Raw genomic sequence first — 21,058 nt, 5'->3', positions numbered from 1 at the left:
GGAGGGAAAGGGAGAAATAAATAACCCGTCTGGCGACGGGTTCTTTTTGAGTCAGGCAAGACGCATGACCCAGGCATCGGAATGGCGATCGTAGCGGGTGCGAAATAGAACGGAATGTTCTCCATTGAGGAGGGCGGGGATGCTGGTTTCGTCGTCCCAGGCATCCAGTTGCATACATAAATCAGGATCGGATTTACACGGAATGGTTAACGTTCGATCCCCCGGCGATTCACCGTGTAACTCACCGTCGTCAATTTCAAAAGCGCCAATACGTACACTGGTTTTCATCATTTGCTCTCCGTTGAAATTCGCTGATTGTGGTACGACCAGTTCGATCGCCCAATTTTCAGCGTAGTCAACGGCGGCAAAAGCGCCAGTCAAAAAGTGCGTTATTTTTGCGCGCTTCTAGGCATTACCGCTAAACAGCTTACCGTCACGCACTAGTTCGCGGGGATAGCTATTTTTTAGGCGCGAACCAATGCGTTTTGCCAGACCTATCGGCTGATGCTGGAATGTCACCAGAACATCATCTGTGGCAGGGGAGGTTTGTGGATAAACATCGCGACCGCGATACCACTCTTCTGCATCTTGCGGCGAAAGTTCAAAGGCATTTTTGTGCTCAGGATTGGCCAGCGCAATGACCGCTTCGTGCTGCCAGCGGAACCCTTTGTTATGGGTTTCCGCTAATTTCAGGCCGAGTCGGGAGAAGCGCACTTTGCCAATCAGCCCTTCGACAGCCTCCGGGAAAAGCCAGATCTCTTTATCACGTTGCCAGAGGCGCAGGTTTTCATCCCATTGCAGGCCGCTGGCGCTGGCCGCCTGGGTAATCTGTGCCGATTCGCGACCTTTCACGGGCGTAAACGGGAAATTGCCGACTTTATATTTTGGCGCGGGTAACGCAGGGATAGCCTGAGTTTTGCGTAAGCGCGCAACGAAGAAGCCTTCACAGTCATAAATCTGCGGGAAGACATGCAGAAAACCTTCCGGCGTCAATGCCCGCTTTGCATCAGGAAATAGGTCATCTAACGGGAGGAATTCAACGGCGTCCGGCCAGGTCTCTTTTAGCCACTGACAGACGGCTTCGTTTTCATCGCGATTGAGCGTACAGGTGGAATAAACCAGCGTTCCGCCGGGGCGCAACGCGTGGAATGCACTCTCAATTAACTCGCGTTGGGTGGCGGCGATGTCAAGGTTGCTCTCAACAGACCAATTTTTGAGTGCGTCCGGATCTTTACGCACTACGCCTTCGCCTGAACAGGGGGCGTCCAGCAGAATGGCATCAAACATTTCTGGCAGTGCGGCGCCGAACACGCGACCGTCAAAATGGGTCAGCGCAACGTTACTGATCCCGCAACGACTGATGTTCGCATGCAGCACTTTGACGCGGCTGGCAGAAAACTCATTGGCCAGAATCGCGCCCTGGTTATGCATTCTGGCAGCGATTTGCGTGGTTTTGGAACCTGGGGCGGCGGCGACGTCCATGACCCGCTCCGGGCTATTTCCGTCGGCAAACAGTGCAGCGACCGGCAGCATTGAGCTGGCTTCCTGAATATAAAACAGACCGCTTAAATGCTCGGCCGTACTGCCCAGCGGCAGTGACTCTTCATCATCACGCTCGATCCAAAAACCTTCCTCACACCAGGGGACGGGCGTCAGTGACCAGCCGTAAGGGGCCGTCAACTCGAGAAACGCGGGGACGGAGATTTTCAGTGTGTTGACGCGAATGCTGCGGCGTAGCGGACGCTGGCAGGCGGCAAGAAAATCATCAAAACAGAGCGTAGAAGGCATTATCTCACGCATTTGCGTCAGAAAATCATCAGGAAAATAAACGGCGTGTTGAGCCACAAGAATATACCACCGGCAGTAAAACAGGCGCGCAGTGTAGCACAAACGCTCCGGCGCGGGCACGCCGGAGCTCTGCGGTTAACGAGGGAGCGCGGTTCCCCATTCGCGCCACTCTTTGGGTTCGACTTCCAGCAGCAGGAAGTGTTTGCCTGCCTGCGCTTTAGGCGCCAGCGGCGTGCCTGGCGGGGTGGCGAACGCGATACCGCCACGAACGAACTGATTAAAGGTGCCTGTCTTCACGACCCCGCCGGTCAGGCCAAAATCGAGGCTGTAGCCAGATGCCAGCCAGAACACGGAGTTGTTGCGAACGAGGTGCTGATAACGCTGGCTGATGCGCATAGCAATCATCACACGGTCAGACAGCGTTCCTAAGGTCATTCCCGTCACCGTGCCCACTTCAATTCCCCGGAACAGAACCGGCGTACCGATGTTCAGCGAACCGGCTTCAGGGGCTTCAACCACGACGCTCAGGCCATCAAGATAGCGAGAGTCGGTAATGGTGGTTTCCTGTAGCTCGAATTCGCGACGTGGGTTGCCGCGTCCCGGTTCAACGTTGATGTAAGGCTGCAAAATCGTATCCAGATGCTCGACGCCCGCAGCAGAGATTTGCGGGGTGATCACCGAGAAACGGGTGCCGCCCCGGGCGAAGGTTTGCACGTATTCCGGGTAGAGTACCGCTTTGGCTTGAACTTCATTGCGCGCAGTAATCAACTCCAGCGTCTGGATCTGTCCAATATCGATGCCGAGGTAACGAATCGGCATACCGGCGGCAAGTTTCCCCGCGTCGAAGGCGTGTAAGGTGATTTGGCCGCCGACCGCGCGGGCTGCGGTTTCCGACGCATAAAGGATCCGTTTGTCGCCTTTACGCTGGCTGGCGCTGGCACCGCTCAAATTATCGAAGCTGATAGCCCCTTTTAACGCACGGGAGAGCGGGGAGGCTTGCACGGTAAGGCCGCTGCCATTGAGCTGTACTTTCGCGCCGCCCTCGGCCCAGAACACGCTGTTGCTGGTCAGCAAATTGCGGTATTCAGGTTTGATATGCAGATCAATATCAAAGGCATTGGCGCGTGGACGCACGGTGATCACTTCACCCACTTCAAATTTACGGTACAGCACGACGGAACCGGCCTGTACATCCGGTAGCGTTTCGGCGCTGAGGCTGACGGTGGTTGTCGGCAAGTCGCTGAGGCTGTTTTCTACGGCTTTTTCCAGATTGGCATACAGCGGATAACTGGCCTTCATCTCACCTTTGGTGCCAGGTAAAATACGAATGCCGCCGCTTATCCATTCACTGGCGCTGGCGCCGAGAAACTCAATGCCGTCCAGACCGACTTTGACATCGACGCGGCTATTGACCACGAATTTGCTGTCACCCTGAACCAGATCGCGATGTTGTGGATCGATAGCGACAATAAATGTGACGCCTTTACTGGTGAGTTTACGCTCAATGACCTGGCCCACCTGCACCCCGTGCAGAATAAGCGGCTGTCCGGCATCAATGCCGTAGCTTTCCGGTGCGGTGAGGGTAAAGGTCAGCACATTTTGCTCATGAAGAAGGGCTTGTTCGCCCGGCACTACCACAAACTCGCTACGCGGTTCGCCTTCACCGGGCACCAGTTCGAAGGTTTTTCCGGTGAGCAATGCACTGAGGTTGGCATCGCTGAGCGACAGTTTTGGATTGCGTAGTTCAATGCGTGTCGAATCGCGTAACAGCGTCACAACGGCAGGATCCACCGTCATTTCACCGGTCACTTTACCACCGGGGTTGAGATGCAGTTTGGTTAACTGACCCACTTCCAGCCCCTGGTACATCAATGGCGTCGAACCGGCCTTCAGACCGTTGCCGCTGGGCAGCTCAAGATTCACCAGCACGCCACGTTGACTGTGCGCGAGATCCTGGTACAACCCGAAAGCATCGTCCTGAGCTGCGGGTTGAGAGTTGTCCGGGGAGTCAAACGCGATAGCACCGTTCACCAGTGCTGCCAGACTTTCCAGTTTCACTTTTGCGCCGCTGAGACTGATGTCGGCATTCACCCCCGAGACATTCCAGAAACGGCTGCCTTTTTTCACCAGATTAGTAAAGCGTCGTTCAATCAGCACATCAATCGTGACCCCCTGTTTGTTGGGGTTGATGGCGTAGTCGTAGACACGCCCCACGGGAATTTTACGGAAATAGACCAGTGCGCCACTGTTGAGTGAACCGAGATCCGGTGCCTGAAGATGGATCATTAATTCGCCGTTGTTCAGGCGATATTTCGGTTGTGTATCCAGCGCCACAAAGTGATCGCTGGGTTCGCCTTTTCCGGGCATCATGCCGATATAGTTGCCGCCGACCAGCGCGTCCAGGCCGGAAACCCCCGCCAGCGAAGCTTTCGGCGTGACCAGCCAGAACTGTGTATCTTCACGCAGTGCATCTTTCATGTCGGCCTTGATACTGACGCGAACTTTGATTTTGCGCAGGTCTTTGCTCAGATTGATATCCTGCACCGTGCCGACTTCAACCCCTTGATAACGCACGGGGGTTCGGCCAGGAACGATGCCATCCGCCGACATAAAATCGATGGTGACGGTATTACCGCGATCTTCATAACTTCCCCATACCAGCCATCCGGCGATCATCAGGGCAATGAGCGGCAGCAACCAGAAGGGCGAAATACGGCGTTTTGTTTTAATCTGCGCTTCCGTCGGCGAAGCGGGCGTTTCCTGACTCATGTGCATCCCAAAGTAAGCGGCTATCCAGCCATTCGACTGAAAGAATAGTCAATATTACCGCTGCGCCGAAATACAGCGCAGCCGGTCCCATAGTAAAAGCCAGTATCTGATCGCGATTAATCAGAGACATCGTTAATGAAATAACAAAGAGATCCAGCATTGACCAGCGACCAATCCAGGTGACCAGGCGCAGAAGCCGGATACGCATTTGCAGCCCCAGCACAGAGTTGAAATGGATACTGATCAACAGTGTAAACATCACAATTATTTTGGTAAATGGCACCAGGATACTGGCGATAAAGACCACGGCGGCCACCGCAACATTGCTGCTCGCCAGTGACATAATACCTGAAAAAATAGTGTCTTCCTGACGCCCGCCATTGACATAAATGACTGAAATGGGCATCAGGTTGGCCGGTAGCAAAAAGACGATAGAGGCTAATAAAGCGGCCCAACATTTTTGTATGCTCTGCTTTCTGCGCAATCGCAGTGGGATATGACAGCGAGGGCAACGCCCACGGGGATCGGGGTAACCCGTAAAATGACACCCCAGACAAACGCGAAGTTTTTCGTCGGGACGTCGGGCTGGCTTCTGCGGGTAAAAGCGTTCCCATAACTGCTCAACATTGAGGTGGGATAAGGTCAGAATACTGAGGATCACCAGTGCGATGAAGGCCGTCAGCCCAACACCGGGCAGCAAAAAAGCATAATCCTGTACTTTAATCGATGCCACCGCGATGCCGACCAGGTAGATATCCAGCATGACCCACTCTTTTAACCTTTCCAGCATTAACAGCACCGGGCGCAGGTTCATCCCCAGAATGTTGCCAAACCACAGGTAGGCGATAGACGTCACCAGTACCAGCGGCGCGCCAGCGACACAAAAGAGCACCATCGCACCGGTTATCGGGTCGCCCTGTTTTGTCATCTGCCAGATACCCTGCATGACGTTGGCATCAATGCGTACCCCGAGTAAATAGATGTGCAGCAGCGGTTCACCCCAGGCAAAAGGCATCAGCAACAGCATTGTGATGGCCATCGCCGCCAGACGTGTCAGCGACCAGTCGCGTCCGTCGCGGATTTTGGCCTGACAGCGCGGGCAGTACGCGCTCTGGTAAGAGCGCATTTTTGGCAGGCTGAACAGCAGGTCGCACTGAGGGCAACGGTGATAATGTGCTCGGGGCAATGCCTCGCCGATGGATCTGACCGCTATTTTTTTCGTTGGCGTGATATGTGGGGTTTTAAGAGCCATGTATCGCGAATCAAAGTGTTAGATTTATGTAATCTTAACTCATGACGGGAATGATCTTGAGCATTAACGCATTTAATGCTTATTTTAATAGGCTGCAATGTAAAGTAAGACAACCAAGTGATTATAAAATGAACAAAACAGAGTTATACACGGATCTTAATCGCGACTTTCAGGCATTAATGGCAGGTGAAACAAGTTTTCTGGCAACACTCGCGAACACAAGCGCATTGTTGTATGAACGTCTTTCAGAAGTGAATTGGGCGGGGTTTTATCTGCTTGAAAACGACACGCTTGTATTAGGTCCGTTTCAGGGGAAAATCGCCTGTGTGCGTATCCCGGTTGGGCGCGGCGTCTGTGGCACGGCAGTGGCGCAGAACCGCGTTCAGCGTATCGAAGATGTTCATGCTTTTGACGGGCATATCGCGTGCGATGCCGCCAGCAATTCCGAAATCGTACTGCCGCTGACGGTCGGGAATCGGATTTTGGGTGTGCTGGACATTGATAGCACGGCATTTGGCCGCTTCACTGAAGAAGATGAACAGGGTCTGCGTCAGCTTGTTGCACAGCTTGAGGCGGTGCTTGCAATGACGGATTACAAAAAATTCTTTGCGGCCGACGCAGGATAATCAACGGATAACGTAGCAATTACTGATGGCGTCATTATAATGACGCCTGTTCATGCCTGCGGCTAGTTGGCTACGTCCGTTGTAATCAGGAAATTTCATGGAAAATCAACCTAAGTTGAATAGCAGTAAAGAAGTTATCGCATTTTTGGCCGAACGTTTTCCTCACTGTTTTAGTGCGGAAGGCGAAGCGCGCCCGCTGAAAATTGGCATTTTTCAGGATCTGGTAGAGCGCGTTGAGGGTGAAATGAACCTTAGCAAGACTCAACTTCGCTCCGCTTTACGTCTTTACACTTCAAGCTGGCGTTACCTCTACGGTGTTAAACCGGGTGCAACGCGTGTCGATCTCGACGGCAACCCTTGCGGTGAGCTGGATGAGCAGCACGTTGAGCATGCACGTAAGCAGCTTGAAGAGGCAAAAGCTCGCGTTCAGGCGCAGCGCGCAGAACAGCAAGCGAAAAAACGCGAAGCTGCCGCTGCTGCAGGCGAAAAAGAAGACGCTCCGCGTCGCGAACGTAAGCCGCGTCCTGCACCACGCCGCAAAGAAGGCGCTGAACGTAAAGTTCGCGCTGAGAAACCGGCAGCGAAAGCACCTCGTGCACCTCGCGAAGAGCAGCACACCCCGGTTTCTGACATTTCAGTCCTCACGGTAGGGCAGTCTCTGAAGGTGAAAGCAGGTAATAATGCGATGGATGCCACCGTATTAGAAATCACCAAAGATGGCGTCCGTGTACAGCTGAATTCGGGTATGTCTTTGATTGTACGCGCAGAACACCTGGTGTTCTGAAACGGAGGCCAGGCCGGGCATGAACACTTTTTTTAGGCTTACCGCGTTAGCTGGCCTGCTTGCAATAGCAGGCCAGTCATTTGCTGTGGACGACATTACGCGTGCCGATCAAATTCCTGTACTGAAGGAAGAAACACAGCATGCGACAGTGAGTGAACGTGTGACGTCCCGTTTCACACGTTCCCACTATCGTCAGTTCGATCTGGATCAGTCGTTTTCGGCGAAAATTTTCGATCGTTATCTGAATTTACTCGACTTCAGCCACAACGTGCTGTTGGCGAGCGATGTCGAGCAGTTTGCTAAAAAGAAAACCGTGCTGGGCGATGAGCTACGTTCGGGCAAGCTGGATGTCTTTTACGATCTCTATAATCTGGCGCAAAAACGTCGATTTGAACGTTATCAGTATGCGTTAAGCGTACTGGAACGTCCGATGGATTTCACCGGTACCGATACGTTTAACCTTGATCGCAGCAAAGCGCCCTGGCCGAAGAATGAGGCCGAGCTGAATGCGCTGTGGGATGGAAAAGTAAAATTTGACGAGCTGAGCCTGAAGTTAACGGGCAAGACCGACAAAGAAATTCGTGAGACGCTGACGCGTCGTTACAAATTTGCCATTCGCCGTCTGGCGCAAACCAACAGCGAAGACGTTTTCTCGCTGGCAATGACCGCTTTCGCGCGCGAAATCGATCCGCATACCAATTACCTTTCCCCGCGTAACACGGAACAGTTCAATACCGAAATGAGCCTGTCTCTGGAAGGTATTGGCGCTGTGCTGCAGATGGATGATGATTACACGGTCATCAACTCCATGGTGGCTGGTGGTCCGGCGGCGAAGAGCAAAGCGATCAGCGTTGGCGATCGTATTGTGGGCGTCGGCCAGAACGGTAAAGGCATGGTGGATGTGATTGGCTGGCGTCTGGATGATGTCGTTGCGCTGATCAAAGGACCGAAGGGCAGTAAAGTTCGCCTTGAAATCCTGCCTGCTGGCAAAGGTACGAAGACCCGAATTGTTACGCTTACGCGTGAACGTATTCGCCTTGAAGACCGTGCTGTCAAAATGTCGGTGAAAACCGTCGGCAAAGAAAAAGTGGGCGTGCTGGATATTCCTGGTTTCTATGTTGGCCTGACGGATGATGTCAAAGTTCAACTGCAGAAACTGGAAAAACAGAACGTGAGCAGCATCGTTATCGATCTGCGCACCAACGGCGGCGGCGCGCTGACAGAAGCGGTTTCGCTCTCCGGCTTGTTTATCCCTTCTGGCCCGGTTGTGCAGGTGCGTGACAACAACGGTAAGGTTCGCGAAGACAGCGACACCGACGGCGTTGTCTACTATAAAGGTCCGCTGGTGGTGTTAGTCGACCGCTTTAGCGCATCCGCATCTGAAATTTTTGCCGCGGCAATGCAGGACTATGGGCGTGCGCTGATTGTGGGTGAACCGACCTTCGGGAAAGGCACCGTGCAGCAGTACCGTTCACTGAATCGCATTTACGACCAGATGCTGCGTCCTGAATGGCCGGCGTTGGGTTCCGTGCAATACACAATCCAGAAGTTCTATCGTGTTAATGGCGGTAGTACTCAGCGTAAGGGCGTTACACCCGATATCCTCATGCCGACAGGTAATGAAGAGACTGAAACTGGTGAGAAATTCGAAGATAACGCGTTACCGTGGGACAGTGTTGATGCGGCAACCTATGTGAAGTCAGAGGATTTAACGCCATTCGGTCCGGAATTGCTCAAGGAACACACTGCACGTATCGCCAGTGATCCTGAATTCCAGTACATCATGAAGGATATTGCCCGTTACAACGCCATGAAAGATAAACGCAACATTGCGTCTCTCAATTTTGCGCAACGTGAAAAAGAGAATAACGAAGATGATGCAATGCGACTGGCGCGTATCAACGACCGCTTTAAACGCGAAGGTAAACCACCGCTGAAGAACCTGGACGATCTGCCGAAGGATTACCAGGAGCCCGATCCGTATCTTGATGAGACGGTGAAAATAGCGCTGGACCTGGCCCATCTTGAGAAAGAGAAGCCTGCGGAGCAACCCGCAGTCACGCAATAACCTGAACAGGCACAAGAAATTGTGCCTGTTTTTTTTAACATATGTGGGTGGCCGTCAGACCAGGGCTATCAAATGTAAAGTTGTGTCTTTCTGGTGACTTACAGCCCATTGATGCTTGAAAATAGCAATAAGACCCATACGATGTGGGTAATCGCATAGTGCGTTTTGTTAAGTTGAGGTTAAAAGAAGATTATGATGCGAATCGCGCTCTTCCTGCTGACGAACCTGGCCGTGATGGTCGTTTTCGGGCTGGTGCTGAGCCTGACGGGGATACAGTCGAGCAGCGTACAAGGTCTGCTGATCATGGCGCTGCTGTTTGGTTTTGGTGGTTCCTTCATTTCGTTGCTGATGTCCAAATGGATGGCGTTGAAATCCGTTGGTGGAGAGGTCATCGAGCAACCACGTAATGAAAGAGAACGCTGGCTGATGAATACGGTCGCGACGCAGGCCCGCCAGGCGGGGATTGCTATGCCGCAGGTGGCTATTTACCATGCGCCAGACATCAATGCGTTTGCTACCGGTGCTCGTCGCGATGCGTCTTTGGTTGCCGTGAGCTCGGGCTTGCTGCAAAACATGAGCCCGGACGAAGCTGAAGCCGTTATTGCGCATGAGATAAGCCATATTGCGAATGGCGACATGGTGACGATGACCCTGATTCAGGGGATTGTGAACACGTTTGTTATCTTTATCTCACGTATTATCGCGCAGATCGCCGCAGGCTTTCTGGGCGGTAACCGTGAAGAAGAAGGTGAGGGCGGTAATGGTAATCCGTTGATCTACTTCGCTGTCGCGACAGTGCTGGAGCTGGTCTTTGGTATTCTGGCGAGCATTATCACCATGTGGTTCTCTCGTCACCGTGAATTCCATGCTGATGCCGGTTCGGCGAAACTGGTCGGTCGCGAAAAAATGATTGCCGCGCTACAGCGTCTGAAAACCAGCTATGAGCCGCAGGAAGCCAGCAGCATGATGGCATTCTGTATCAACGGCAAGTCGAAATCGCTGAGCGAACTGTTCATGACGCACCCACCGCTGGATAAGCGCATTGAAGCGTTGCGCAGCGGAGAATATCTGAAGTAACCGACATCAGTATGCCGGTGAGCTGAATCGGCTCTCCGTAAAGTCTGACTGTTAAAAAGCGCGTCTGATGACGCGCTTTTTTTATGCGCCTGCCCTGGGTTGAGTGATACGTAAACCACTCACAATGGCCGCCAGCGTAGCCATGATGCCCGCAACCATCAGCGCAATGTGGGTTCCGCCATCGCCGAACAGGTTCAGCATAAGCGCCACCAGTGCGGCTCCCGAACTTTGCCCCAGTAAACGTGCTGTTCCCAGCATGCCACTCGCACCGCCGCTACGTTCGCGGGGGGCTGAGGTGATGATCGTATGGTTATTTGGCGACTGAAATAAACCGAAACCGGCGCCGCACAGGATCATCGGCCAGATAATACTGATGTCGGAGGGGGCGGCCGGCAACAACACGAGGGAAAACATGCCTGCCGCCATCACCGCCAACCCCAATGCGCCCAGCAGACCCGCGTGTACCTTTTCTATTAAGTAACCGGCAAGCGGTGCCATCACCATGGTGGCCAGCGGCCAGGGCGTTAACAACAGGCCAGTTTCCACTTCGCTTCGACCTAAAACGGTTTGCAGGTAAAAGGGCAGGGACACCAGGGCGAGCATTTGCGCGCAAAAAGAGCAAATCGAGGTGCCAATAGAGAGGGAAAACAGCGGGATTCGCAGCAAGTCTACCGGCAGTAAAGGGACCGGAAGCGAAAGCTGGCGGCGAATAAATAAAAAACCGACAACAAGCATGATGGCGGCCTCGGCGCCGATCAGCAGAAGTGACTGCCCCTGGGCGAATCCACTTAGCGCCGTGATCAGCAGTCCAAACGTTAAAGCGTTCATCACTGCGCTCGGCAGGTCAAAGCGCGGTTTCTTACTGCGTGAGCTGTTGGGCGGCAAAAAGCGCATGGCCAGTAGCAATGCCAGAATGCCTAACGGTACGTTAATCAGAAATAACCACTGCCACGATGCGACTGAGAGGATGGCGGCAGCCAGTGTGGGGCCTGCCGCTGATGATACCGCGACAATAAATGAGTTAATGCCCATTCCCCGTCCAAGATGGCGCTGGGGAAATATAAGGCGAATTAGCGCGGTGTTGACACTCATCAGCGCTGCCCCGCCAAATCCCTGGACGACGCGCGCCATCGTCAGCATTTGCAATGAGTCAGACAAGGCACAAAACAGGGACGACAGCAGGAAAATCACTAACCCGCATTTGTATATACGTCGATAACCAAACATATCCCCCAAAAATGATAGAGAGAGCAGGGACACCACAATAGCAATTTGGTAAGCGTTAACCACCCAGATTGAACTGGCGGGTGAAGCCTGAAGATCGGCGGCTATCGTTGGGAGCGCGACGTTAGCAATTGCACCGTCGAGGACTGCCATCGAAATACCAATAGCGATGGTGAGAATGGCACCGTACCGTTGAGGAACGGGCAATCCATCTGTCTGGCATTTTTCCATATGAATTCAGAGTCTTTTGGGGATTATGATCAGAGTAATTATTTTAGCATTGATATTCAGGGCTTATGTCGCAGAATTGTCACTAAGTAAGCAAAGATGGATTGCGGGCAATGTAACGTGAAATTATAATAAAAAATTGTTCTGATTTTTATAAAACACTCGTAATGAGGTGATAAATGGCTATCGCAGATCTGGATAAACAACCTGATTCTGTTTCTTCTGTGCTGAAGGTGTTTGGCATTTTACAGGCGCTGGGGGAAGAGCGCGAAATTGGTATTACCGAGTTGTCGCAACGTGTCATGATGTCAAAAAGCACCGTTTATCGCTTTTTGCAGACCATGAAAACGCTGGGGTATGTGGCTCAGGAAGGCGAATCAGAAAAATATTCTCTGACCCTGAAACTGTTTGAATTAGGCGCACGTGCTTTACAGAATGTTGATCTGATCCGTAGCGCTGATATCCAAATGCGTGAGCTTTCGCGTCTGACGAAAGAGACGGTACACCTTGGTGCGCTGGATGAAGACAGTATCGTTTACATTCACAAAATTGATTCTATGTACAATCTGCGTATGTACTCGCGGGTTGGACGTCGTAACCCGCTGTACAGTACCGCGATTGGTAAAGTGCTGCTGGCCTGGCGCGATCGTGATGAAGTCAAACAGATTATGGAAGGGGTTGAGTATAAGCGCAGCACCGACCGTACTATAACTTCTACTGATGAATTGCTGACATTGCTGGATACAGTCCGCGAACAGGGTTATGGCGAAGATAACGAAGAACAGGAAGAAGGTTTACGCTGTATTGGCGTACCGGTATTCGATCGCTTCGGGGTTGTCATTGCGGGTCTGAGCATCTCCTTCCCGACGCTGCGCTTCTCAGAAGAGCGTTTGCACGAGTATGTCGCCATGCTGCACACGGCGGCACGCAAGATCTCCGAACAAATGGGCTATAACGACTACCCGTTCTGAGTGGCGTTCGCTTCCTGATTTTAAAAAGCCAGACGGCACATACTGCTGGCTGGCTTTTTAAATATGACGTAACCGTTTACTGCCGGGATCGTTTCAATATTGGATAAGTCAATATTAGCGGGACTCAATATGATGAACGGAAGAATAAATAAGGCATAACAGAGTTATGCCTTGGGGAAATACTCGACAAACAGATTTAGTTATTATCAACCACAACCGTACTTTTTCTTAATACAGGGCAATCTGTCAGACCGATAATACCGCTATTAGTGTGAATATACTGTGCCGTGCTGGTGCCGCGGGCGGTCAGATAGTGGCATTGCAAGCCCAGACCCGCCGCATTCTCCTGACTCCCAATCAAAATTCCATAACCGCTGAGTAGTAAACCTATCCATACCAGAGCAAGCAAGACAATCGCGCGAATGATCAAACGCATTACAACCTCTTTTCTTCTTTCGTTATAATAAGAGTAGCCTCTACATCTGCTGATACAAGTGAATCATTCCTAAAAATACAGAGTGCCGCTACAGTTAGCCCCGGTTTAGGTAACGCATGGTAATTTAGAGTCATAAGATGTGGATTCGGAGAACGGAGTGAAAAAGTTTCGGTGGGTATTCCTGATAATTGGCGTGCTGGTCTGCCTGTTGCTTTGGGCGCAGGTGTTCAACATCATGTGCGATCAGGATGTACAATTTTTCAGCGGTATTTGTGCCATCAATAAATTTATTCCCTGGTAACCGCATTTTTACAACAGGTGATTACCTTCTCGTGTAGCAGTGCTAAAATGCTCCGTCTACATTGAGGTGGTAAAATGAACGAAGTTCTGAACTCTGGCGCGCTAACTTTCGCGTCTTTAATGGTATCGGTGGTGGTTCTGGTTGTTGGACTTGTCTTATGGTTTTTCGTCAACCGCGCAAGCTCGCGCACCAATGAGCAGATCGAATTGCTCGAATCCTTGTTAGACCAGCAAAAACGTCAAAATGCGTTGTTGCGCCGTCTGTGTGAAGCAAATGAACCAGAAAAAGCGGTTGAAGCACCCCCCGCAGCAAATGCACGGGAAGAGGACGATGACATCATCCGTCTGGTAGCGGAAAGGTAGCCGGAGTGACAGGATGCGAGTGAGCCTGCACAACCTGCGGACACGCCATCCTGTCATCCTTCGCGATGATGCACTGTTCTGGTGCAAGTGCGCATTTTGATTCTCGTCTGCTATAGACCCCGGCAACGTGATATTTCATCGAACAATGAATATCTTATCCTTGCCTGGATTAATTAATGTTCTTCTCTACGACTAATATATGATTATGTTTTTTTTGTGATAACGATCGTTTTTATTAATAACGAAACGTTTCTCTCACTTTTTTTGGGCATTGTCATCGTATTTTCATTATTTTGGTGCACAACGCCGTTGGAGAATTTTGGTACATTAATCCATTAAAAAATCAGTCTTTCGTATCTGTTTTTTTTCAATTAGTGTGTTTTTGTTATGTGACAATTTATGCATTACAAAGCATAAAAAGTGATATCTGTCACTAGTGGTGATAAGTTAAGCAACTTGCCTGGAACAACCGAACTTATTGAGCTATGGTAGAAAAGCGCCTGTTCTGACTGCGGTTTGTCAGAGCGGACGCAGAGAGGCGAAAATATATTTTCAGCGGATTTAGCGCATAACTGTGCAGTCGCGCTTTGCCGATTTTCGGGATTTGTGCGACTGATCGAGACACGTTTAAAAATGGCTTGCCATATTTAACGTTGTATGTGATAACACGGCTTGGGTTAAACGAGGTACAGTTCTGTTTATGTGTGGCATTTTCAGTAAAGAAGTCCTGAGTAAAAACGTTGTCGTTGAATACCGCTTCTCTGCCGAACCTTATATTAGTGCCTCAAGCAGTAATGTCTCAGTTTTATCTATGTTATGCCTGCGGGCGAAGAAAACAATCTAAGGAATTTTGCAAATGGCAAAGATTAAAGGTCAAGTTAAGTGGTTCAACGAGTCTAAAGGTTTTGGTTTCATTACTCCGGCTGATGGCAGCAAAGACGTGTTTGTACACTTCTCCGCTATCCAGGGTAATGGCTTCAAAACTCTGGCTGAAGGCCAGAACGTTGAGTTCGAAATTCAGGACGGCCAGAAAGGTCCGGCTGCTGTTAACGTAACAGCTATCTGATCGATACCACTGATTTGAAGCGTTCAGGCGCATCAACCTCAGATATAAAGCCTCGCAAATGCGGGGCTTTTTAATTCAACTTGCGTCAAAACATTTCTGAATCCCCTCCCGTTTGCGCTTTGTTGCAAAACCGCGAAGTTCGTAGCATTGTTTTTCCCGATTTCCCCCACTGTTTTTCGTTAAATCAATCACCTGAAAAGTAAGTTTGCTGGAGTCCAGGTGAAAAAGAAAAGCGACGGCGCTGTGGCTAATTTTACCCCCGTGCGTTTTGCGCTGCTTTGTGCGGCAATCGTGGCAAGTATGGGGTTATTACTCGGGCGCCTTGCGTGGTTACAAATTGTCACGCCGACGAACCTGGTCAGGCAAGAGGATATGCGCTCGCTACGTGAAGTCACGACGGCTTCTGTGCGCGGGATGATTACTGACCGGGAAGGGCGTCCGCTGGCCGTTAGCGTGCCGGTGAATGCGGTCTGGGCCGATCCTCAAACCATCATCAGCAAGGGCGGTGTGGGATATAACGAACGCTGGCAAGCATTGGCTAGTACGCTGCATCTGTCGTTAAGTGTGCTGGCAAAGCGAGTTAACAGTAATCCTGCAGGGCGATTTCTCTATCTGGCGCGCCAGGTATCGCCGCAACAAGCACAATGGATAGACAAACTTAACCTTGCGGGGATCAATCTGCGCGAAGAATCACGTCGATTTTATCCTGCCGGACATGTTGCGGCTAACCTGATTGGTTTTACCAATATAGACGGGCAGGGGATTGAAGGGGTTGAGAAAAGTTTTAATTCGCAATTGACGGGAAAACCGGGCTCGCGTCTTGTGCGTAAAGACAAGTTCGGACACGTGATTGAGAACATCACGGAAGTCACGTCTATTCCGGCACATGAATTGCGACTCAGTATTGATGAGCGTTTGCAGACCGTGACGGAGGATGCCTTAGACAATGCTGTCACCTGGAATAAAGCGGAGTCGGGCGCAGCAGTGCTGGTCAGTGTCGCCACCGGCGAAATTCTTGCGATGGCAAGCTTCCCGGATTTTAACCCGAACAATCGCGACGGAGCCGTGCTGGACGATTTTCGAAATCGCGCCATTAGCGACACCTTCGAGCCGGGCTCCACCGTCAAACCATTAGTCATCATGACGGCGCTTAAGCAGGGTATTGTGCAGCCAGACAGCGTGATCGACACGCATCCGTTTAATCTTGACGGTCATCGTATCCGAGACGTGGGCTTCTACCCTGAACTCTCGTTAACCGGCATTTTGCAAAAATCGAGTGACACGGGAGTTTCGCATCTCTCACTGGCGATGCCGGTTCAGCAATTGCTCGATACCTATAAACGCTTCGGATTTGGTACGCCGACAGGACTGGGATTAACCGGGGAGAGTCGCGGCTTGCTGCCCCAACGACGTTACTGGAGCGATCTCGACCGGGCAACATTCGCTTTCGGTTATGGTCTGATGGTGACGCCGCTGCAACTGGCGCATGTTTACGCGACGATCGGCAGCTTTGGTATTTATCGACCGCTCTCCATCACCCGTATCGATCCCCCGGTGATTGGCACCCGGGTGATGTCTGAAGGTCTGGTCCGCGAAGTTGAACATATGATGGAGAGCGTCGCGTTGCCCGGAGGTGGCGGAACCAAAGCGGCGGTGAGAGATTATCGTGTCGCGGTGAAAACCGGTACGGCGAAAAAAATAGGCGATGATGGAAAGTACATCGACAAATATGTGGCCTACACGGCGGGCGTCGCCCCGGCGAGTGATCCGAAATTTGCGCTGGTGGTGGTGATCAACGATCCGCAAAATGGTTCTTATTATGGCGGGGCGGTTTCGGCTCCGGTATTTAGCCAGATTATGGGTGACGTATTACGCCTCGAAAACGTTAAGCCGGATGGCATGCCCGCCGATTCAGACCATTTACTGGTCATGCACGGCAACCGCGTTCCGACACCTGCACATTAAGAGCGTCAAGTTACCTGGCCTGCGGGCCCGCATTCAGGGCCTTTGCGTGCGTTGTTCTGCAATGTGAATTATTGAGAGTATATTTTCCCGGGGCGCAATTCGCGTTACACTTGCGCCCCGAAGTCATCAGCCGGAGTTGTCATGTCGTTTTCTTGTCCTCTTTGCCACCACCCTCTTGCGCAAGTAAAAAACAGTTTTATCTGTCCGCAACGACATCAGTTTGATGTGGCGAAAGAAGGATATGTCAACTTACTGCCGGTGCAGCATAAACGCTCGCGTGACCCCGGTGACAGTGCGGAAATGATGCAGGCGCGCCGGGCGTTTCTTGACGCCGGGCATTATCAGCCGCTACGTGACGCTATCGTCAATATCCTCAATGAACGTTTACCTCCCCATGCGACTTCGGTTCTCGATATTGGCTGCGGCGAAGGGTATTACACCCATGCATTTGCCGATGCGCAGCCAGAAATCACCGTGTTTGGTCTGGATGTGGCAAAAGTGGCGATTAAGTCTGCGGCAAAACGTTATCCGCAGGTGACGTTCTGCGTTGCCTCGAGTCACCGTCTGCCATTTGCTGATGCGTCAATGGATGCCATTGTCAGGATATACGCGCCGTGCAAAGCAGAAGAGTTAGCCAGAGTCGTCAAACCGGGTGGGTGGGTGATCACCGCCACGCCGGGGCCACGCCATTTAATGGAGCTCAAAGGGCTGATTTATGATGAGATCCGACTGCATGCGCCGCACACGGAACAGATCGACGGATTTACGTTACAGCAGAGCGTGGCGTTGAACTATCCGATGAGCCTTAGCGGCAGTGAGGCTGTGGCGTTGTTACAGATGACGCCTTTTGCATGGCGGGCGAAACCAGACGTGTGGGAAACGTTGTCAGCCAGGGAGGTGTTTGACTGCCAGACCGATTTCAGCCTTCACCTCTGGCAGCGCGACAGTTAGCCGTAAAAATGGGCCCAGAGGATCTGGGCGCCAATGCCAATCAGCACGATCCCGCCTAAAATTTCAGCGCGTTTGCCCAGCATCGGGCCAATGAATCGGCCAATCATCATTCCCAGCGTCGACATGCAAAGCGTAGCGCAACCAATGGCCAGCGCAGTCGCGATGATATTTACCTGCAGGAAGGCTAAACCGACCCCAACGGCCATTGCATCCAGACTGGTGGCAATGGCTGTAGTCACTAACAACCAAAAGCTGTGACGGCGCAGGGGCTCTGCGTCTTCGTCATCGTTATCACGAAAGCCTTCAATGATCATACGCCCGCCGAGGAAAATCAGCAGCAGGAAGGCTATCCAGTGGTTCCATTCGAGAACGAATTTGCTCGCCAGCATCCCCATGCCCCAACCAATCAGCGGGGTCAGCGTTTCGACAGCGCCAAAAATAAGGCCGGTGCGCAGCGCTTCGGAGAATTTGGGGTTATGCAGGGTAGCGCCTTTACCAATCGACGCAGCGAAGGCGTCCATCGACATGCCAAAAGCGAGAAGAATTGTAGCGGTAACATGCATGACAGCGTCCTGACCGGGGTTTCCATAAAACACATCACCGCCCCCAGCAAACATGCCCCCAACGCGCATCTGTGATGACAGTATTCGCATTCTGGTTGGCATAGCAGTTGATGTGCATATGGTCTCGCCTGACTGAGAGTTTCAGTCCGTACGCGCCACGTTTTTCAACGAGTATGTTGACGCGTACATTTCCGGAGTCTGGAAATCGGCTACTCCCCAAATGACGGCGCAACCTTAACATATTTTGAGAATATAAAACAACAATGGGGAAATAATATTTGACTTCTAACTGAAAACGATTTTCATTTAGATTTAAATATCAATGAAAGGTTAAAAGGAATAATAATTTTAGCTATTAAAATATAGCCTGAGCTATGTTTGTCGTTGGCTGATATACCAGGATATAGTTCAGGCTATATTATTAACTCATTGAGAAGAAACGAGAAGTTTATATATTCCTTCCAGGTCGTCTATATTTCGTACGCGGACCAGCAATCGGCGTTGTTCTAATTGCATCACCAGCACGCCATCCTCGGATAAATTCATTTCTTTAATCCGGTTATATTCTATCCACACATTGGCGAAGAAGAAGCCTTTTGGCTTGAAGATGATTTTGGGCGCCCGGATCCAGAACAGATACAACCCCATTAATACCAGACCACATAATAACCATGTGGTGGTTTGCGGCCCGTGGCTGGTAGCGTTGTTATAGATAAGAATGAGCACCAGGCCAACAAAGATGACACTGTCCACACGACTGCGACGCAACAGGGGAACAGAAAGCAGGGTGGAGCCGTGACGGCGGGGCATGATGAACTGATCGTAAATGGCAAATGCCAGCAACACGGCAATAAAGAGAACCAGCACCAGGTCCGTGATTGTCATGAATCCTCCAAATAAAAACCGGGGGCAGGCCCCCGGTAAAGTACAACGTTATTACAGACCCAACAGACCGACAGAGTAACCTGCGATACCGATGACGAAGAAGCCAACGATGATCCACAGGGCGTTCACTTTCTTACGCAGCAGCCACATACAGGCGAAGGTCAGCAGCAGCGGCACCAGGCCCGGCATCAGCTGGTCAAGGATGGTCTGCACGGTGGTCACGCGGGTTTGTCCATCCTGACCGGTGATGGTCGACACCACCAGCGGGATGTTGACGTGCGTCCACTTGTTAACCAGTGCCCCCATGACAAACAGGCCGAGAATTGACGCCCCCTCAGTCAGTTTCTGCAGGAAACCGCCGCCCATATCAGAAACGATATCGACACCTTTACGATAACCGTAGGCCACGCCGTAGTAACGGGTTGCCAGACGTACGGCGTTGAACAGGATGAAGAACAGCAGTGGACCCAGCAGACTGCCGCTCATCGCGATACCGGCACCCAGTGCGGCAAACACCGGACGAACAGTACCCCAGAAGATCGGGTCACCGACGCCCGCCAGCGGACCCATCAGACCGACTTTGATACCGTTGATGGCGCCATCGTCAATCTCCGCGCCGTTAGCACGTTGTTCTTCCATCGCCAGCGTAACGCCCAGTACCGGGGCCGCCACGTAAGGATGGGTGTTAAAGAACTCGAGGTGACGTTTAATCGCTTGTTTACGCTCGTCGTTGTTCTCAGGATACAAACGGCGGATGGCCGGTATCATCGAGAAGCAGAAACCCAGCGCCTGCATACGTTCGAAGTTCCATGAACCCTGAAACAGGTTAGAACGAATGAACACGCCACGAATGTCACTCTGAGTGAGTTTTTTCTCGGTAGTTGTTTTAGTCATATCAACCATTTCGCTCACCTGCTAGTCCAGTTCATTATCGAGAGAGTTATCACCAGCAGCCTGAGCTGGTGCACCCGCTACGCGGTTATATTTCGGGCTCAACTGAATGTAGAGGATGGCCATGACTGCGCCAATCACACCCAGAGCGACCAGGTTGAAGTTAGTAAATGCGGCGGTCACAAAGCCGAGGTAGAAGAACGGCATCAGGTAGCCCGCACGCATCATGTTGATGACCATTGCATAACCGACGACGACGATCATACCGCCCGCAATATTCAGACCACCGGTAACGACTTCCGGAATCGCGTTGAGCATGCTCTGCACTTCACTGGTACCGACAGAGATAGCCACGATAACGGCCGGAATGGCGATACGCATTGCTTGCAGGAACAGGGAAGAGACATGGATCCAGGACAGCGCCGTGAGGTTGCCGTTTTCGGCCGCCTTATCCGCTGCGTGCTGGAATGCCACGGTGATAGTACGCACGATGATGGTCAGAACCTGGCCTGCCGCCGCCAGCGGGATAGCCAGCGCGATACCAGCACCAATACTTTGGTGACCGGCGATAACCAGAACGGTTGAGATAATGGACGCCAGCGCGGCATCGGGTGCAACGGCGGCACCGATGTTCATCCAGCCCAGAGCGATCATTTCCAGGGTACCACCGATGATAATACCGGTTTTCATATCCCCGAGAACGGCGCCGATCAGCGTACAGGCTATCAGCGGACGGTGGAACTGAAATTCATCAAGTACCGACTCCATACCCGCGATACATGCGACGATGAACACCAGCACAATCTGAAGAGTGGTAATCTCCATTGTACTTCTCCTATTGCTATACAGAC

Annotated in this window: 21 protein-coding genes and 1 riboswitch; of the genes, 11 read left to right on the top strand and 10 right to left on the bottom strand. The window is 51.7% G+C overall.

Going from position 1 to position 21,058, the window contains the following annotated elements:
- Positions 1 to 51: 51 nt before the first annotated feature.
- From AC07NP_RS06530 to yebS, 4 genes are all read right to left on the bottom strand, one after another.
- Positions 52 to 288: a YebV family protein gene (locus AC07NP_RS06530; RefSeq protein ID WP_192614329.1), complete on the bottom strand. Its 237-nt coding sequence runs from the start codon at positions 286 to 288 to the stop codon at positions 52 to 54.
- Between the two features lie 117 nt (positions 289 to 405).
- Positions 406 to 1,845 carry a 16S rRNA (cytosine(1407)-C(5))-methyltransferase RsmF gene (rsmF, locus tag AC07NP_RS06525; protein WP_494659928.1) on the bottom strand — a complete coding sequence of 480 codons (1,440 nt, stop codon included), beginning with the start codon at positions 1,843 to 1,845 and terminating at the stop codon, positions 406 to 408.
- Positions 1,846 to 1,923: 78 nt separating this feature from the next.
- The gene (locus AC07NP_RS06520; protein WP_494659927.1) at positions 1,924 to 4,557 is read right to left on the bottom strand and encodes a PqiB family protein; all 2,634 of its coding nucleotides are present in this window, start codon (positions 4,555 to 4,557) and stop codon (positions 1,924 to 1,926) included.
- Entirely contained in the window at positions 4,514 to 5,809 is a 1,296-nt protein-coding gene (gene yebS / locus AC07NP_RS06515; protein WP_494659926.1) for a membrane integrity lipid transport subunit YebS, read from the bottom strand. Before yebS ends, AC07NP_RS06520 begins: the two co-directional genes overlap by 44 nt.
- 128 nt (positions 5,810 to 5,937) lie before the next feature.
- Here yebS and AC07NP_RS06510 point away from each other — a divergent pair, with 128 nt between their 5' ends.
- The 4 genes from AC07NP_RS06510 (at position 5,938) to htpX (ending at position 10,364) form a co-directional block, all read left to right on the top strand.
- Entirely contained in the window at positions 5,938 to 6,435 is a 498-nt protein-coding gene (locus AC07NP_RS06510; protein ID WP_494659987.1) for a GAF domain-containing protein, read from the top strand.
- 97 nt (positions 6,436 to 6,532) lie between these two features.
- Positions 6,533 to 7,219 carry an RNA chaperone ProQ gene (gene proQ, locus AC07NP_RS06505; RefSeq protein ID WP_203358122.1) on the top strand — a complete coding sequence of 229 codons (687 nt, stop codon included), beginning with the start codon at positions 6,533 to 6,535 and terminating at the stop codon, positions 7,217 to 7,219.
- A 19-nt stretch (positions 7,220 to 7,238) separates the two neighbouring features.
- Complete coding sequence (gene prc / locus AC07NP_RS06500) at positions 7,239 to 9,287, top strand: carboxy terminal-processing peptidase (protein WP_494659925.1); 2,049 nt, start codon at positions 7,239 to 7,241, stop codon at positions 9,285 to 9,287.
- Between the two features lie 192 nt (positions 9,288 to 9,479).
- Positions 9,480 to 10,364, top strand: a complete 885-nt coding sequence (htpX, locus tag AC07NP_RS06495) for a protease HtpX (protein WP_192611924.1) — start codon at positions 9,480 to 9,482, stop codon at positions 10,362 to 10,364.
- An 81-nt stretch (positions 10,365 to 10,445) separates the two neighbouring features.
- On the opposite strand, the gene AC07NP_RS06490 is transcribed toward htpX, so the two are convergent.
- Positions 10,446 to 11,819 carry an MFS transporter gene (locus AC07NP_RS06490; protein ID WP_494659924.1) on the bottom strand — a complete coding sequence of 458 codons (1,374 nt, stop codon included), beginning with the start codon at positions 11,817 to 11,819 and terminating at the stop codon, positions 10,446 to 10,448.
- 176 nt (positions 11,820 to 11,995) lie between these two features.
- On the opposite strand from AC07NP_RS06490, the gene kdgR reads away from it, so the two are divergent.
- Positions 11,996 to 12,787, top strand: a complete 792-nt coding sequence (kdgR, locus tag AC07NP_RS06485; RefSeq protein WP_192611926.1) for a DNA-binding transcriptional regulator KdgR — start codon at positions 11,996 to 11,998, stop codon at positions 12,785 to 12,787.
- A gap of 196 nt (positions 12,788 to 12,983) precedes the next feature.
- On the opposite strand, the gene AC07NP_RS06480 is transcribed toward kdgR, so the two are convergent.
- Positions 12,984 to 13,223 carry a YobH family protein gene (locus AC07NP_RS06480; RefSeq protein WP_203358115.1) on the bottom strand — a complete coding sequence of 80 codons (240 nt, stop codon included), beginning with the start codon at positions 13,221 to 13,223 and terminating at the stop codon, positions 12,984 to 12,986.
- A gap of 157 nt (positions 13,224 to 13,380) precedes the next feature.
- Here AC07NP_RS06480 and mgrB point away from each other — a divergent pair, with 157 nt between their 5' ends.
- The 6 genes from mgrB to rlmA all read left to right on the top strand — a co-directional run bounded on the left by mgrB (position 13,381) and on the right by rlmA (position 17,868).
- Complete coding sequence (mgrB, locus tag AC07NP_RS06475; protein ID WP_162379727.1) at positions 13,381 to 13,524, top strand: PhoP/PhoQ regulatory lipoprotein MgrB; 144 nt, start codon at positions 13,381 to 13,383, stop codon at positions 13,522 to 13,524.
- A gap of 74 nt (positions 13,525 to 13,598) precedes the next feature.
- The gene (locus AC07NP_RS06470) at positions 13,599 to 13,886 is read left to right on the top strand and encodes a YebO family protein (RefSeq protein WP_494659923.1); all 288 of its coding nucleotides are present in this window, start codon (positions 13,599 to 13,601) and stop codon (positions 13,884 to 13,886) included.
- 700 nt (positions 13,887 to 14,586) lie between these two features.
- Complete coding sequence (locus AC07NP_RS06465) at positions 14,587 to 14,730, top strand: DUF2627 domain-containing protein (RefSeq protein WP_192611929.1); 144 nt, start codon at positions 14,587 to 14,589, stop codon at positions 14,728 to 14,730.
- 12 nt (positions 14,731 to 14,742) lie between these two features.
- On the top strand, positions 14,743 to 14,952 hold the full coding sequence (gene cspE / locus AC07NP_RS06460) for a transcription antiterminator/RNA stability regulator CspE (protein ID WP_001062678.1): 210 nt from the start codon (positions 14,743 to 14,745) through the stop codon (positions 14,950 to 14,952).
- A 219-nt stretch (positions 14,953 to 15,171) separates the two neighbouring features.
- Positions 15,172 to 16,917 (top strand): peptidoglycan glycosyltransferase FtsI, encoded by a 1,746-nt coding sequence (ftsI, locus tag AC07NP_RS06455; protein ID WP_494659922.1) that lies wholly within the window; start codon positions 15,172 to 15,174, stop codon positions 16,915 to 16,917.
- 141 nt (positions 16,918 to 17,058) lie between these two features.
- Positions 17,059 to 17,868, top strand: coding sequence for a 23S rRNA (guanine(745)-N(1))-methyltransferase (gene rlmA, locus AC07NP_RS06450; RefSeq protein ID WP_494659921.1), 810 nt, complete (start codon positions 17,059 to 17,061; stop codon positions 17,866 to 17,868).
- Here rlmA and mntP read toward each other — a convergent pair.
- The 4 genes from mntP to manY all read right to left on the bottom strand — a co-directional run bounded on the left by mntP (position 17,865) and on the right by manY (position 21,032).
- Positions 17,865 to 18,431: a manganese efflux pump MntP gene (mntP, locus tag AC07NP_RS06445; RefSeq protein ID WP_494659920.1), complete on the bottom strand. Its 567-nt coding sequence runs from the start codon at positions 18,429 to 18,431 to the stop codon at positions 17,865 to 17,867. The genes rlmA and mntP overlap by 4 nt on opposite strands.
- Positions 18,432 to 18,561: 130 nt before the next feature.
- Positions 18,562 to 18,662: riboswitch (yybP-ykoY riboswitch) on the bottom strand.
- Positions 18,663 to 18,857: 195 nt separating this feature from the next.
- On the bottom strand, positions 18,858 to 19,316 hold the full coding sequence (locus AC07NP_RS06440; RefSeq protein WP_203358110.1) for a DUF986 family protein: 459 nt from the start codon (positions 19,314 to 19,316) through the stop codon (positions 18,858 to 18,860).
- Between the two features lie 51 nt (positions 19,317 to 19,367).
- Positions 19,368 to 20,219: a PTS mannose transporter subunit IID gene (locus AC07NP_RS06435; protein ID WP_203358109.1), complete on the bottom strand. Its 852-nt coding sequence runs from the start codon at positions 20,217 to 20,219 to the stop codon at positions 19,368 to 19,370.
- Positions 20,220 to 20,231: 12 nt separating this feature from the next.
- Entirely contained in the window at positions 20,232 to 21,032 is an 801-nt protein-coding gene (manY, locus tag AC07NP_RS06430) for a PTS mannose transporter subunit IIC (RefSeq protein ID WP_162379735.1), read from the bottom strand.
- Positions 21,033 to 21,058 lie beyond the last annotated feature (26 nt).

This window comes from Citrobacter sp. GW821-FHT07H02 (assembly GCF_059418505.1).
Note: the sequence above shows the minus strand (reverse complement) of the source record. Positions and strands in the feature narration are given on the sequence as shown.

Bases quoted from the DNA above. Each gene is read 5' to 3' on its own strand.
- prc (WP_494659925.1), top strand. From the start codon at position 7,239: ATGAACACTTTTTTTAGGCTTACCGCGTTAGCTGGCCTGCTTGCAATA.
- AC07NP_RS06530 (WP_192614329.1), bottom strand. From the start codon at position 288: ATGAAAACCAGTGTACGTATTGGCGCTTTTGAAATTGACGACGGTGAG.
- yebS (WP_494659926.1), bottom strand. From the start codon at position 5,809: ATGGCTCTTAAAACCCCACATATCACGCCAACGAAAAAAATAGCGGTC.
- AC07NP_RS06490 (WP_494659924.1), bottom strand. From the start codon at position 11,819: ATGGAAAAATGCCAGACAGATGGATTGCCCGTTCCTCAACGGTACGGT.
- htpX (WP_192611924.1), top strand. From the start codon at position 9,480: ATGATGCGAATCGCGCTCTTCCTGCTGACGAACCTGGCCGTGATGGTC.
- AC07NP_RS06440 (WP_203358110.1), bottom strand. From the start codon at position 19,316: ATGACAATCACGGACCTGGTGCTGGTTCTCTTTATTGCCGTGTTGCTG.
- cspE (WP_001062678.1), top strand. From the start codon at position 14,743: ATGGCAAAGATTAAAGGTCAAGTTAAGTGGTTCAACGAGTCTAAAGGT.
- AC07NP_RS06470 (WP_494659923.1), top strand. From the start codon at position 13,599: ATGAACGAAGTTCTGAACTCTGGCGCGCTAACTTTCGCGTCTTTAATG.
- AC07NP_RS06510 (WP_494659987.1), top strand. From the start codon at position 5,938: ATGAACAAAACAGAGTTATACACGGATCTTAATCGCGACTTTCAGGCA.
- proQ (WP_203358122.1), top strand. From the start codon at position 6,533: ATGGAAAATCAACCTAAGTTGAATAGCAGTAAAGAAGTTATCGCATTT.
- manY (WP_162379735.1), bottom strand. From the start codon at position 21,032: ATGGAGATTACCACTCTTCAGATTGTGCTGGTGTTCATCGTCGCATGT.
- AC07NP_RS06520 (WP_494659927.1), bottom strand. From the start codon at position 4,557: ATGAGTCAGGAAACGCCCGCTTCGCCGACGGAAGCGCAGATTAAAACA.
- AC07NP_RS06465 (WP_192611929.1), top strand. From the start codon at position 14,587: ATGTGTGGCATTTTCAGTAAAGAAGTCCTGAGTAAAAACGTTGTCGTT.
- rlmA (WP_494659921.1), top strand. From the start codon at position 17,059: ATGTCGTTTTCTTGTCCTCTTTGCCACCACCCTCTTGCGCAAGTAAAA.
- AC07NP_RS06435 (WP_203358109.1), bottom strand. From the start codon at position 20,219: ATGGTTGATATGACTAAAACAACTACCGAGAAAAAACTCACTCAGAGT.
- mntP (WP_494659920.1), bottom strand. From the start codon at position 18,431: ATGCATGTTACCGCTACAATTCTTCTCGCTTTTGGCATGTCGATGGAC.
- kdgR (WP_192611926.1), top strand. From the start codon at position 11,996: ATGGCTATCGCAGATCTGGATAAACAACCTGATTCTGTTTCTTCTGTG.
- AC07NP_RS06480 (WP_203358115.1), bottom strand. From the start codon at position 13,223: ATGCGTTTGATCATTCGCGCGATTGTCTTGCTTGCTCTGGTATGGATA.